A 13,641-nucleotide genomic window follows, 5' to 3' on the forward strand; every position below is an offset into this window, starting at 1 on the left:
TGTTTTTTTCAAGAAATCAATTTATTCTAAAATGAATGAATGATTTCAAAATCATTCAAACTAAACGACGAAAGATAACAATGCTATTCTTTACTATTAAATATTAAGGAGCGATGTATATGGCAAAAGATCAAGTACAAAATGATCAAAAACAAAACGTTCAAAATCGGAAGGGGCAGCCAGAGCCGTTATCTGGATCGAAAAAAATAAAAAATCGAAATCATAGCCGCCAAAAACATAACTCGGAGCATGATTTATAAAAAAATGGGGATGTTTAATTGAAATGTCCCCAAGTAGACAGCGGAAATAATAAAAATGCTTTAAGCGGCTTGAGCTCTACATTCTAATGGGCTTAAGCCGTTTAATTTTTTTGATAACGTTCGTTATTATAAAACTGAATATTCCTTAATGGTCTGTTGTAACGCTTCAAACGTTTCATATCCCTCTTTCACATTATAAGGTTCCCCAAAAAGATTCCATTAGGCCGTTATCAATGCATCGTCCAACTCTTGTCATACTATGGCTTTTAAGCATATCATAAGTCTTTCTTCGGCTTATAGACGTCCCCTTTCATCTTATAGAAATGTTGAAATGATGTTTATGTTTTCAATGAGAATTTGACTTTCTGGACTGCCGCAGTTTTGAATTTATACACGTCTTTTCTACATATTATGTCTTGCGGAAATCCTTCGTTTATGGTTTTTCTTTAATGACGAATTTTTAAGTTATATCTATTTTTCATTTAGAACAATGTTTTTGTTAATAATAAAAAGTTGATGACAAATGATTGAAATGAAAGTGGAATCTATCATAAAATATAGTAAGGTGAAAATGGAAGCTTTTTTTCAGCAAATGACAGATATTGATAATATAAAATTTTTAAGTCTGGAGGCTGTCATGAACGGGCGTTTATATGAAATGTTAATTTATCCTTCCAAATCAGGCGATATTAAAATCAGTATTTACCGTGATGCAGTTGAATACCAAGTTTTCGCGGAAATTAATGACTGCTTTTCTGTCGGCCGTCATAAAAAGAAATTAGAAGCTGTGAGACGTGCTGTAAAAGAATTGATAGATGCATATGAGTCGATTAATCCTTAACGGTTTTCATCAACTTCGCCGAAGTGCACGAATTAATGGAAATGTTAAGGCGATGGGGGTGATTTCATGCTTGAAGGCTGGTTTTTATGGTTTATTCTCATATGGGTTGTGTTTCTTATAACTATGTTATCGATTGGCGGCTTCTTCATGTTTCGCAAATTTTTGAAACGGCTGCCGAAAGAAGACGGAAAATCTGAACTTGATTGGGAAGAGTATTATATTCAACAGACTCGGCATTTATGGTCAGAGGAACAAAAGGCGTTGTTAGAAGAATTGGTTGCACCGGTTCCAGAGCTTTTCCGCGATGTTGCCAGACAAAAAATCGCAGCAAAAATCGGTCAACTGGCATTAGAAGAAAAAGCTCCATCTATTACGCAAGATTTAGTCATTCGAGGCTATATTATCGCAACTCCAAAACGGGACCATAAATTTTTAATTAAAAGACTAAAAGAAAAAAATATCGACTATTCCAAATATGAAGCACTCTTTTAAACAAAAACATAAGCCTTTCGGGGATTTGTCCCGAAAGGCTTATTTATATGGAATAAACGGTAACCTGCTTTAAACAGCCGGCAGCTATATGTATTTTTTACGTTCCGTTCAGTTGATTTTTCAGTTTTTTATACGAAATGAACATCGCAATTCTCCAAGGCACAATCATTCCAAAAGCCAGCAGCCAGAACATACCGCTTAATTCGCCAACATCGATAGACGCGCTTAAATAAGATTTTAGCAGAATTCGTACAACTAACAGACCAATCAAAATGTAAACAAAAGCTTTTGACCTTTTTAAATAGATTTCTTCTCCCCGAACTTCAAAAGTAGAGGTTTTTATTAAAAAAATCGAAAAAATCAGCCCGACTGTCAACGCCTCTAAAATTTCCATCGGCGTTATGCGGAATTGCGGAAATAAATACATAAGGGCTCCAGTGCTCATAAAGATCGGAGGCAAAATAATTTTTTTCGCTGTCGCCGGCTTTTTAGCAGCCTTTGTTCTCATCATAATTACGAAAATGCCCATTAATACAGCCGTAATAGAAGACCAAATGACCATGCAGAACCATCCTTTTATTTTCAGCTTCTTTCTTTAATAATATTATAGAAAAAAAAGCAAAATGAAAAGGCTAATTCATAACTCTTTTGATGGCTTCCATCACACGATCTTCATCAAAAGGCTTTGTAATAAAATCGAGTGCTCCTGCTTCTATCGCTTCGATAACCATTTTTTGCTGTCCCATTGCCGAACATATAATGATTTTCGCATCCGGAAATTCCTGTTTAATTTTTGTAATAGCCTCAATGCCGTTCATTTTCGGCATTGTGATATCTGTGATTAATACATCTGGTTGTAATTGCTTGTATAATTGTACCGCTTCGATGCCGTTTTCCCCTTCTGCAACAACCTCAATACTATGCTTTTTCAAAATGTCCTTTAATGTTTCCCTTAAAAATTTCGCATCGTCAACGATCAATGCTTTCAAATTAATTCCACCTCAATTATCCTCGCAAACTAAATCCTTTGATATTATACTACTTTCTGTCACAAAAAAGTACCGAGAGGTTTAAAATATTGTCAAAAATCTCGTTTTTCTCTTAAATGACTAAAAATTAAAACCCGGTTGGTAAAAATATAAGAATTTTGTTCATCCAATTAATAATTTTAGTCATCCAATCAAAAAACAGCAGAATTCCCATGAAAATCATGAATATGCCTCCAATTTTCATGATTTTCACATTATGTTTTTTGATCCAATTCATCCGCCCGATGAAGAATGATAAAATAAAGAACGGTACTGCAAAGCCTAGCACATATGCTGTCATATACAGAACTCCAGAACTAGGATTGGTTGCCGCTAAACCGATTACTACCATAAGAATTGGGCCCGTACAGGGAGTCCATCCAGCTGCAAACGCCATACCAATCAGAACAGATCCAAGAAATCCGGCTGGACGATTTTTGAATTCAATCCTTCTTTCCTTCATTAAAACATCAGGTTGAAAAACACCGAGAATAACGAGTCCAAAAAAGATAATGAGGATCGCTCCTATTTGTCTTATCAGATCTTGATAGTTCAAGAAAAAGTTTCCAATCAAGGATGTGCCGAACCCCATTGCGATAAAAATGGCAGAAAAACCAACTAAAAAAAAGAAAGTATGTAATAAGCTTCTTTTTTGCAGCATAGCGTTTTCAGTTTTTAACTCATTAACCGATACCCCAGTTATATACGATAAAAAAGCAGGATATAAAGGCAAGCTGCACGGAGAAATAAACGATAAAAAACCTGCTCCAAATGCTAAAAACACATTAATTTCCGACATTTTGCTGCTCCTTCCAAAAGATTTACCTCCATCCATTCTAACAGATCATTGAATAAATGTTTAAAAGAACGTTTGACATTTTCCGCACATTATTACAATGAACCTTCTCCCGCCATGAATGACTATTTTTACAACTTCTTACAACGAAAAAAGAATTAATCTTACCTTGAGAAAGGAAAGACTAATTCTTACTTCACAATTCCGTTATAAAACAACGCATATATTAAGTAGTATAGATAAAAATTACATGATGTCAAAAAATATGATTGGTCATCATGAACTAATTTAATGAAAAATCATTCAATAATGCCTGAAACGAAATTATTTTAATTGATTTTGCATCGCTTTCATCATTTGATTGATTTTCTTCTGGGACGGTTTCATTCCCATTTGCATCATCATCATTTTCAACATTTGTTCGTTAATAGGTGGATTTTTCTTCAAATAATTCATCATATACTTTCGAGCGATAAAAAAGCCTAGCGCTACGCCGGCAAGTAATGCCAGAACAGCGATTAATATCGCCAGCCAAAGTTCCATCTTATTTCCTCCTTCATGTTGTCTATCATACAGTGTACTAAACCATATGACATTATACAATATTTCATTAGCAAATTTCCGCAACTTTAGACAAATTTTCTTTCTTTAATTGGACTCAGCCACCCGTATCGTTCATTTGTAAAATCCATGGCAAAAAAATAAGGATCAAATTTTCCCAATATATCAAAAAACAATAACTCACCGTCAAAGCTGCCGGTACAAATCATTTCAATATACCGTTCCTTTAAAACCATAGTAGCTTGTCCTTTTTGATTTTCCATTTGGATGGCGTGAATCGATGATACCTTTTGATAATGGTTTCGGTGAGACAAGAATGACTGAAGCAGCAAATCTATTTCTGAAATGGGAATGGCTCTTGAAATATAATTGACTTGCCTTTCCAATTGTTCAAAAATAGGATGCGTTTTCCTTGTCCAAAAAAATTCTTGATATAACTGAAAAATTTTCGATTCCCTATGATAAAAATGCTCAGCAAATTCCTTTTTTATCAAATACAAATAAAAGTGCCTCATGCGCTCACCTCATTGTTACATTCCTTTTTTGCTATTATAAAGCAAGGAATGTAAAAGGTTTGTCTTATGGTGGCGGATAGAGGCACTAATTTTGGCGATTATTTCCGAACTAATTCTTTTACTTTTTCGACAACATTTTCAACAGTAAAACCGTACTCGCTTATAATTTTTTCCCCAGGTGCAGATGCTCCAAACTTGTCGATAGCTAAGATTTCACCTTCAGATCCGACATAGCGCTCCCAGCCAAGCGAAGATGCCATTTCGATCGCAAGACGCTTCGTTACGCTGCTAGGAAGAACTGATTCTTTATAATCTTTTGATTGCTTTTCAAAACGGTCCCATGACGGCATGCTGACGACTTGCACATCAATTCCATCAGATGCAAGAATTTGTTGAGCTTTAATAGCTAATGCTACTTCTGAACCTGATGCAAGTAGAAGAGCATCCGGTTGATCCGATTTCGCCGGTGAAATGACATAAGCGCCTTTTGCAACACCTTCTTCAGCATTTTCTTTCGTACCTTTAATAGTTTCTAAATTTTGGCGCGTTAATACTAATGCAGTCGGTGTTGATTTAGATTCCAGCGCAGCCTTCCACGCAGCTCTTGTTTCATTTCCATCAGCTGGACGAATGACAGAAAGATTCGGCATTGCTCTCAAAGAAGCTAATTGTTCAATCGGCTCATGTGTTGGTCCGTCTTCTCCAACCGCTATGCTGTCATGAGTGAACACGTAAGTTACAGGGAGATTCATTAATGCTGCTAAACGAATCGCTGGCCGCAAATAGTCAGAGAAAACAAAGAACGTTCCGCCAAAAACACGTAAACCTCCATGCAGAGCCATACCGTTCAATGCTGCTCCCATGGCAAACTCTCTGACACCAAACCAAATGTTTCGTCCGCTGTAATCTTCCGCAGAAAAGTTTCCTGAACCTTTTATTGTCGTTTTGTTTGATCCAGCTAAGTCTGCAGATCCCCCAAAGAAATAAGGAACTTTTTCAGCTATTGCATTTAATACTTCTCCAGAAGAAGAACGGGTTGCAACGCTTTTTCCTTCTTCATAAAAAGGTAAAGATTGATCCCAATTTTCTGGCAATTCACCATTGATTGCTGCCTTTAACTCTTTTGCAAGTTCAGGATATTCTTTCTCATACTTTTCAAACAAATTATTCCATTCAATTTCTTTCTGCTTTCCACGTTCTTTTACATTTTTCTCAAAATGCTCATAAACTTCTGCTGGAACATAGAAATCTTCTTCAAATGTCCATGCATAGGCTTCTTTTGTCAATTTTGCCTCTTCTGGACCTAACGGCGAACCATGAACGGAAGAAGTGCCTGCTTTATTCGGCGAACCATATCCGATTGTTGTTTTTACTTCAATTAATGTCGGTCGTTGTTCATCCAATTTGGCTTCTTCAATGGCTTTCGAAATCTCTTCAATGTTGTTGCCGTCCTCAACGCGCAGCACTTGCCAGCCCATAGATTTAAAGCGCTCTTCTACATTTTCTGAGAATGATTTATTTAAATCCCCATCTAGGGAAATATCATTCGAATCATAAAGAACAATTAATCGTCCAAGCTTCAAGTGACCAGCTAAGGAAGCTGCTTCAGAGGAAATCCCTTCCATTAAGTCACCGTCACCGCATATGACGTATGTGTAATGATCAACAATATTGTATCCTTCTTTATTGTATGTAGCTGCTAAATGACGTTCTGCCATCGCCATTCCAACGGCCATTGCTATTCCTTGGCCTAATGGTCCAGTTGTTGCGTCAACGCCAGGTGTATGTCCGTATTCAGGATGTCCAGGTGTTTTGCTTCCCCATTGACGAAACGATTTAATATCATCCATGGAAAGATCATAACCCGATAAATGAAGCAAGCTGTAAAGCAGCATCGAACCATGTCCGGCAGATAAAACAAAGCGATCTCGATTAAACCAATTAGGGTTTTCAGGGTTAATGTTCATAAATTTCGTCCACAGCGCATAAGCCATTGGTGCGGCGCCCATTGGCATTCCAGGATGTCCGGAATTCGCCTTTTCAATCGCGTCAATGGATAATGTTCGAATCGTCATGATGGATAAATCTTGAATGGAATGAGTCACCATTATCATCCTCTCATCTGTATTTTCAGTTTATAATCTTATCTTTATTGTTGCAATAAGGCAACACCCATCCGTTAATGCAGCCTTTTATTTTTAAATTTTTTCAATTTTTCCGGTGTAACATCATTACCTTTCGGATCAATCACTGTAACATTTTTTAAGGTGTTTTGAAAATCCCGACGAAACGACTCTAAATATTCCTGCCTTAATTGCTGCTGCTCTAGCTTTTCCTCTTGCGTCAATCCTTCTGACTTAGACTTTTTAGATAGTTCATTAATACGGTTAAGTTTTTCTTTTGAAATCATAAGCTGAACCCCTTGTATATTTTTGCCGCGCTCTTTTATCATACTAAATGCAACCACTAATGACAACAATTATTGCTATGATTCGCCTTTTTCTGACAAAAATTGTTGATATCTGCGATGAACAGTAGCTTTTGAAACATCATAGCCGAATCCTCTTAATGTTGCCGCTATTTCTGAAAATGTCAGGCCGTTTTTCCGCAATCGGTCAATCTCCTCGATCGGAACTTCTTTTCGCTCTCTTTTATAGGAAGAATTTCTATTCTTTAAATTTTTTTCAGGCCTGTACCCATTTTGTATAGCTCTCAACATTCCCCGCTTTATTTTCAAATTATGAATTTTTCGTTGATATTCTTCCACAATTCCTATAATTTCAAGCACCATCGTGTCTGATTCAGACAGTTCCATCTCCCCGCGATGGGCAGCGGTGAAAATTTTCACGCCTTGTTTCAAAATGGAATGGACAATGGCGATTTTGGCATTTCCTCTGCCAATTCTTGTTTCATCCTGTATTAATACCGCTTCAATTTCTTTCTCCTCAATCAATTCCAGCAGTTGAAAAACCCCTTCACGATCAACATCATACCCGCTCGCTTTTTCTTCTATCACTTCAACAACTTCCATACCGTTTTCAGCTGCGAGCTTTAACAGCTCGTCTTTTTGTCTTTTCAAAGATGTTTCCTGCTCTGCCTTTTCAGTGCTGACTCTTGCATAAACGACTGCTCTCATGTTAAATGCTCCTTGCGGTTATTCTTTGTTTGCCAAATATTCAGCATTGTAGTATTTATTTTTTTCAATCGGAATGACGATTGTTTCCCCCGGTTTTACAACAAGGCTTTGGAGATTGTTTCGCTCCTGAACCCATTTTACAAACTCTGAATGAGACATATTGTCATATTCTTTATATTCATCAGCGATTTTCCACAAACTGTCCCCTTCCTTCACTTGAACCTCCATATAATGATCGAGCTCTTCCCTTTCTCCAGTATACGAAATCGCCAAAACTGCCGCCATGATGACAAGGAAAAAAGAAACGATGTAAGACCATGATAATTTATCCATTAAGAACCGCCCCCTGAAACAGAATATTTGTTCGGTTTTTGTTTTTAAGTATAAAAGGGAACACATGTTTCTGTCAAGCAAATATTCGAACTTACGTTTGCTTTTTTGGAAAAATCATGCTATAATCGACACAAATTGATATGACTGAGGTGCTTGACATGTCAACAAAATTATCTAAGAGACAACAAGATATTTTGAACTTCATTAAGGAGGAAGTAAAAAAGAAAGGATACCCTCCCTCTGTAAGAGAAATCGGCGAAGCGGTCGGTCTTGCCTCCAGTTCAACTGTTCACGGGCATTTAGCAAAGCTTGAGAGCAAAGGACTGATTAGAAGAGACCCCACAAAGCCGAGAGCCATTGAAATTTTGGACGATGATGGCAGCCACCTTCTAACAAACAATGTGATCAACGTGCCGGTCATCGGAAAAGTGACGGCTGGTATTCCGATCACTGCCGTTGAAAACATCGAAGAATATTTTCCGCTTCCGAATCATATTGCATCAGGTGATGATCAACTTTTCATGCTTGAAGTAGTCGGAGAAAGCATGATCGAAGCAGGCATTCTGGACGGAGATTTAGTTATTGTCAGACAACAGCAAACAGCCAATAACGGCGACATCGTTGTCGCGCTCACAGACGACAATGAAGCGACCGTAAAAAGGTTTTTCAAAGAAAAAGACTTTATACGGCTTCAGCCGGAAAACCCAACAATGGAACCGATTATTTTAAAAAATGTGACAATACTCGGAAAAGTGATCGGGCTATACCGTTCCATACACTGAATATTCGATGTCTCAAAACAGGTGAGGCATCCTTTTTCTTTTTATAAAATTTTCAACATTCCCTCTCTTAGCGATGTTAAATTTTTAAAAATGTTTTCTAATCAATATGTATGCAGACAAGCTAGATTCAATGAAACAAATTTCAGGCGCCTTCTCCGTGCCTGCATGCAAAGCTATTATGCAACAATTCTCAACAGTCATTGTTTTTTGATTTATTTTGTTGTAGAATTTTTTATTGTAGATTTCGCTTCCTTAGCCAGTGCCGGGATGATTTACTGAATTGTTTGAATTCTTCTAACTGCTTAAATTTTAGGTATAGGAGAGGTGCTATGAATCAATTACTTATGAAACAAAGTGAACTGGAAAATGCAAAGCAATATGTCAATGAAGTATTTCAATCCGTGCAAGAAAAAAATCCGAATGAGCCTGAGTTTCTTCAAGCTGTAAAAGAAATATTTGACTCGCTTGTGCCTGTATTTGCTCAACATCCTACATATATAAAGCACGGAATACTTGAAAGAATTGTTGAGCCGGAAAGATTGATCATTTTTCGCGTTCCATGGGTGGATGACGAAGGAAAAGTGCGTGTAAACCGCGGATTTAGAGTGCAATATAATAGTGCAATTGGGCCATATAAAGGAGGCTTGCGCTTTCACCCGACCGTCAACGCCAGCATTATTAAATTTTTAGGATTTGAACAAATCTTCAAAAATTCATTGACTGGGCAGCCGATCGGCGGAGGAAAAGGCGGATCTGATTTTGATCCGAAAGGTAAATCAGATGGGGAAATTATGAGATTTACACAAAGCTTTATGACAGAGCTTTACAAACATATTGGACCAGATATTGACGTTCCTGCCGGTGATATTGGAGTTGGCGCAAGAGAGATCGGATACTTGTTTGGCCAATATAAAAGAATACGCGGCGGATTTGAAGCTGGGGTGTTAACCGGAAAAGGCATTGGGTACGGCGGAAGCTTAGCGAGAACCGAAGCGACAGGTTATGGAACTGTTTATTTTGTTGAAGAAATGCTTAATGACCATGGATTAAGCTTCAAAGGAAGCACAGTTGTTGTCTCTGGTTCTGGGAACGTTGCCATATATGCGATTGAAAAAGCAACACAATTAGGTGCAAAAGTTGTCGCATGCAGCGACTCTGATGGCTACATTTTTGATAAAAATGGAATTAATCTTGAAACGGTTAGAAGGTTAAAAGAAGTTGAAAGAAAAAGAATTAAAGAATATGTAAATGAACATCCTCATGCAGAATATTATGAAGGCTGTTCCGGAATTTGGTCCATTCCATGCGATATTGCCCTCCCATGCGCTACTCAAAATGAAATCGATAAAAAAGCAGCTGAACTCCTTGTTTCCAACGGACTCAAAGCTGTTGGAGAAGGCGCCAACATGCCGTCTACATTAGAAGCGATCGACGTGTTTTTATCAAACAATATTCTTTTTGGACCTGCAAAAGCTGCTAACGCAGGCGGAGTTGCTGTTTCAGCATTAGAAATGGCTCAAAACAGCGCAAGATTGTCTTGGAGCTTTGAAGATGTCGACGCAAAATTACGTGATATCATGAAGAACATTTACCGAAATTGCGTCAACGCTGCAAATGAATACGGCTGCTCCGGAAATCTTGTCGTCGGCGCTAACATTGCAGGATTTAAAAAAGTCGCTGATGCAATGGTAGAACAAGGAGTCATTTAAAAGATAGAAAAATGGTCATTTCCATCATTTATTCTTTATAGTGAGTAAACATATATGATAATCGCTAAAGCTTTACCTAACCTGCTTTGGCGATTCATCATGCTCACTATAATACCCCATCTTAACTTGAGTGAATAGAAATTGACATCACACCGATCCAAATTCACTCTTCTTTATTTCCACGATTGGATCAAATTTTTCTCTATCAGTGTATCCCATTCAATGAGAGAATTGAAGTTTTATGTCAGATTATCTTACATATTTTTTTACGCTGATGCCTGGACTGATTGTCTCTTGCTTTTTAATTAAAAAAGACAGATTGCGCTGATGTTCGTTTTTCTGCTTCTTCTCTTCTTTACTCTCAATATTTTGTATCATTAAGTATAAAATTTATAGAAACAAAGTAACTGCTATTAAAATTGATTTTTCCAATTAAAACATTTTATTATTGATGTGGTTGCCCCTTTTATCCAGCGCCAACAACCTTCAGCACAAATACTTGTTCATCTAAAAAACACCGAATACGACCCGCCCTTCCTCCAAATGAAACGGCGGTATTTTCACTGACTGACTTTGGATAAGACGATTCGTTGACGATGTACTACCGACTTTACATGCATCACGTAAAAATGCTAAACTGAACGCAGACAAAATCGACATGCGCCCTAACCGAAAATACAGATCTTTTGCAACGCAAACATATTTCTGGAAGTCATTCGGGGGGGGGAACAAAATGATTTATCATTTAGCAGGAAAACTTGCAATATTGATCATTAAAATTTTTAGTTTGCTAGAAGTCAAAGGCAAGCAGCATATTCCGGCAGACCATCGTTTTATTGTTACATGCTCTCATCGCAGCTGGGTAGATGTAGTCTTGCTCGCCGCAGCACTTTTTCCAATTCATGTCCATTATATGGCCAAAAAAGAATTGTTTCAGAACACGCTCATAGGTTGGTTTTTGAAAAAGATGCATGCTTTTCCAGTTAATCGTGAAAATCCTGGACCGAGCGCACTAAAAATTCCTTTGAAACTGTTAAAAGAAAATAAAGTTGTTGGAATTTTCCCGAGCGGCACAAGAACAGACGAGGAAGTTCCTTTAAAAAGAGGCGCGGTTACAATTGCGATGAAAGCCGGCGTTCCCATATTGCCTGCAACCTATCATGGTCCAAAAAGTTTAAAAGATTTTTTTGCCGGGAAAAAAGCTGTCGTTGCATTTGGCGAACCAATCTATTTAGAGAAAAATGCAAATCAAATTGATGATGCGCTTCAACAGCTTGAACATAAGCTGAAAGCTCTTGAAAAAAGCATAAACGACTAAACATTGACGTTTCTGATCAGCTTGTCATTTTTAGACAAACTGATCAGAAAGCTAAAGGCGAAGTAAAGTTCTGATATTTTCATTTATCGATCTAGTTCGATCCACTTATTTGTCTTCAAAGGCGGTTTGTACGCACGAAGTTTATCTATTAATATAGAGGGATTGTCTGCAAAAATCATAAACTGTTTATGCGTTTCAGGCATGAAGCCTCCCTCTACCGCATTCTCAATCATCTGTTTTACCGGCGTGTAATAGTCATCGATATTTAACAACGCCACAGGCTTTTCATGAATCCCAAGCTGCCCCCAGCTAACCGCTTCAAATATTTCCTCAAAAGTACCATAGCCTCCGGGAAGAGCAATGAACGCATCTGAAAGCTCTCCCATTTTTGCTTTCCGCTCATGCATATCATTTACTTCATAAAGCTGAGTGAGATGCTTGTGGACAACCTCTCCTTGAAATAAATTCGTCGGCATAACGCCCAATACGGTGCCTCCTAACTCTAATACGGTGTTTGCAATCACTCCCATCAGACCAATGCTGGAGCCTCCATATACGAGCTCAAGCCTGTTTTTTACCAATTCTTCTCCTAGTTTGATAGCTGCTTCTTTATACTTAGGATTTGTTCCCGGATTCGATCCTGCAAAAACACAAACACGTCTCATATTACCACTCCTGCTTCTTCTCTAAACGTTCTGACGAATGAGAAAGTCCTATTAAAAGCTGTGAATGGGATATTTCCATCACAGCTTTTTTGCAAAATTATTGAAAAATCTGACTGATTTTCTCTATTTCTTCCTTTGTTAACTGGACATCTAACGTTTTTAAATTGTCAAGTACCTGTTCCGGCTTCTTCGCACCAGGGATGATCGCATCGATGGAATCGACCGTTAAATACCATGCTAGCACAACGTGAGCAATTTCAGCATTTTTCGCTTCTGCGATTGGACGCAATTGCTCGACTTTTTCGAGATTACGCGCAAATGCTTCCCCTTGAAACAAAGGATTTTGTGCACGTGAATCATTGAACTTCTCATCTTTCGAATATTTTCCGCTTAATAGACCTGAGGCAAGTGGAAAATATGGTATAAACGATATTCCATTTTCCGCCGTGTAAGGAAGCAAATCTTTTTCTGCTTGTCGTTTAAATAAGTTATATTCGGACTGAATTACATCGACATACCCATCTTTGTTCGCTTCTTTTAATTGTTCGAGCGAGAAGTTCGACACACCGATCGCACGAATTTTCCCTTCATCCTTAAGCTTCTTCAATTCACCGACAGCTTCATCCTTCGGTGTCGTTTCGTCCGGAAAATGAATGTAATATAAATCTATGTAATCCGTTTTTAAGCGTTTCAGGCTGCCCTCGACCGACTCGCGAAGGAAATCGGGAGAGTTATCAAGAACAACTTTTCCGTCTACAAATTTGTGAGCACCTTTAGTAGCAATGACTACTTCATCACGACGGCCAAACTCCTTGACGACTTCACCGATAATTTCTTCCGAACGCTCAGGACCGTAATAAAATGCCGTATCCAAAAAATTTATTCCATGATCCAAAGCTGTACGAACGATTTCTTTCCCAGTTTCATCGTCAAGGTTTGGAAAAATGTTGTGCCCGCCAACAGCATTTGTTCCAAGCCCGATTGGGTTCACATATATATCGGTCTTGCCTAATCTAGTCTTTTTTGTCACAATATTTCAACTCCTTTCATTTACATTATAACAAATTCTATCAGAAAAATCAGTTTTTTAACTAATAAGCTATTAAATATTATTATGGCTTTATAAATGAAATTATGAAAGGATTCTTTTATTCATTTTCAAGCAGCAGTTGCTCGACTGTTTATTGTTTGTTCCATTATGTTCA

The 13,641-nt window shown here is 37.7% G+C and carries 17 protein-coding genes; 6 read left to right on the forward strand and 11 right to left on the reverse strand.

Annotation, left to right across the window (positions count from 1 at the left end; genetic code table 11):
• Positions 1–119: 119 nt before the first annotated feature.
• The 3 genes from NSU19_RS10010 (at position 120) to NSU19_RS10020 (ending at position 1,593) form a co-directional block, all read left to right on the forward strand.
• Complete coding sequence (locus tag NSU19_RS10010) at positions 120–260, forward strand: small acid-soluble spore protein P (protein ID WP_063387694.1); 141 nt, start codon at positions 120–122, stop codon at positions 258–260.
• A 523-nt stretch (positions 261–783) separates the two neighbouring features.
• Positions 784–1,101 (forward strand): hypothetical protein, encoded by a 318-nt coding sequence (locus NSU19_RS10015; protein ID WP_063387695.1) that lies wholly within the window; start codon positions 784–786, stop codon positions 1,099–1,101.
• 66 nt (positions 1,102–1,167) lie between these two features.
• On the forward strand, positions 1,168–1,593 hold the full coding sequence (locus NSU19_RS10020; RefSeq protein WP_063387696.1) for a DUF2621 domain-containing protein: 426 nt from the start codon (positions 1,168–1,170) through the stop codon (positions 1,591–1,593).
• A 97-nt stretch (positions 1,594–1,690) separates the two neighbouring features.
• On the opposite strand, the gene NSU19_RS10025 is transcribed toward NSU19_RS10020, so the two are convergent.
• The 9 genes from NSU19_RS10025 to yneA form a co-directional block, all read right to left on the reverse strand.
• Positions 1,691–2,155: a CcdC protein domain-containing protein gene (locus NSU19_RS10025; protein ID WP_339196269.1), complete on the reverse strand. Its 465-nt coding sequence runs from the start codon at positions 2,153–2,155 to the stop codon at positions 1,691–1,693.
• A gap of 70 nt (positions 2,156–2,225) precedes the next feature.
• Positions 2,226–2,582, reverse strand: a complete 357-nt coding sequence (locus NSU19_RS10030) for a response regulator (RefSeq protein WP_063387698.1) — start codon at positions 2,580–2,582, stop codon at positions 2,226–2,228.
• 127 nt (positions 2,583–2,709) lie between these two features.
• Complete coding sequence (locus NSU19_RS10035; protein ID WP_066251214.1) at positions 2,710–3,420, reverse strand: cytochrome c biogenesis protein CcdA; 711 nt, start codon at positions 3,418–3,420, stop codon at positions 2,710–2,712.
• Positions 3,421–3,741: 321 nt separating this feature from the next.
• Positions 3,742–3,960: a YneF family protein gene (locus tag NSU19_RS10040; RefSeq protein ID WP_063388294.1), complete on the reverse strand. Its 219-nt coding sequence runs from the start codon at positions 3,958–3,960 to the stop codon at positions 3,742–3,744.
• Between the two features lie 86 nt (positions 3,961–4,046).
• On the reverse strand, positions 4,047–4,493 hold the full coding sequence (sirA, locus tag NSU19_RS10045; RefSeq protein WP_063388295.1) for a sporulation inhibitor of replication protein SirA: 447 nt from the start codon (positions 4,491–4,493) through the stop codon (positions 4,047–4,049).
• Between the two features lie 98 nt (positions 4,494–4,591).
• Entirely contained in the window at positions 4,592–6,598 is a 2,007-nt protein-coding gene (gene tkt, locus NSU19_RS10050) for a transketolase (RefSeq protein WP_339200003.1), read from the reverse strand.
• 74 nt (positions 6,599–6,672) lie between these two features.
• Positions 6,673–6,903: a DUF896 domain-containing protein gene (locus NSU19_RS10055; RefSeq protein ID WP_066251255.1), complete on the reverse strand. Its 231-nt coding sequence runs from the start codon at positions 6,901–6,903 to the stop codon at positions 6,673–6,675.
• A 75-nt stretch (positions 6,904–6,978) separates the two neighbouring features.
• Positions 6,979–7,629 (reverse strand): recombinase family protein, encoded by a 651-nt coding sequence (locus NSU19_RS10060; RefSeq protein ID WP_339196272.1) that lies wholly within the window; start codon positions 7,627–7,629, stop codon positions 6,979–6,981.
• Positions 7,630–7,647: 18 nt separating this feature from the next.
• Positions 7,648–7,962 (reverse strand): cell division suppressor protein YneA, encoded by a 315-nt coding sequence (gene yneA, locus NSU19_RS10065; protein ID WP_339196274.1) that lies wholly within the window; start codon positions 7,960–7,962, stop codon positions 7,648–7,650.
• Between the two features lie 158 nt (positions 7,963–8,120).
• On the opposite strand from yneA, the gene lexA reads away from it, so the two are divergent.
• From lexA to NSU19_RS10080, 3 genes are all read left to right on the forward strand, one after another.
• On the forward strand, positions 8,121–8,744 hold the full coding sequence (gene lexA / locus NSU19_RS10070; RefSeq protein ID WP_063388299.1) for a transcriptional repressor LexA: 624 nt from the start codon (positions 8,121–8,123) through the stop codon (positions 8,742–8,744).
• Positions 8,745–9,073: 329 nt separating this feature from the next.
• The gene (gene gdhA / locus NSU19_RS10075) at positions 9,074–10,453 is read left to right on the forward strand and encodes an NADP-specific glutamate dehydrogenase (protein WP_327862970.1); all 1,380 of its coding nucleotides are present in this window, start codon (positions 9,074–9,076) and stop codon (positions 10,451–10,453) included.
• 733 nt (positions 10,454–11,186) lie between these two features.
• Positions 11,187–11,771, forward strand: a complete 585-nt coding sequence (locus tag NSU19_RS10080) for a lysophospholipid acyltransferase family protein (RefSeq protein ID WP_066251223.1) — start codon at positions 11,187–11,189, stop codon at positions 11,769–11,771.
• Positions 11,772–11,854: 83 nt separating this feature from the next.
• Here the strand turns inward: NSU19_RS10080 and NSU19_RS10085 are convergent, their stop codons facing one another.
• Both NSU19_RS10085 and NSU19_RS10090 read right to left on the reverse strand, forming a co-directional pair.
• On the reverse strand, positions 11,855–12,436 hold the full coding sequence (locus NSU19_RS10085) for a TIGR00730 family Rossman fold protein (protein ID WP_066251226.1): 582 nt from the start codon (positions 12,434–12,436) through the stop codon (positions 11,855–11,857).
• 97 nt (positions 12,437–12,533) lie between these two features.
• On the reverse strand, positions 12,534–13,466 hold the full coding sequence (locus tag NSU19_RS10090) for an aldo/keto reductase (RefSeq protein WP_094245876.1): 933 nt from the start codon (positions 13,464–13,466) through the stop codon (positions 12,534–12,536).
• Between the last annotated feature and the right edge of the window lie 175 nt (positions 13,467–13,641).

It is taken from the genome of Aeribacillus sp. FSL k6-2211 (assembly GCF_037966125.1).
Lineage (GTDB): Bacteria > Bacillota > Bacilli > Bacillales > Aeribacillaceae > Aeribacillus > Aeribacillus composti.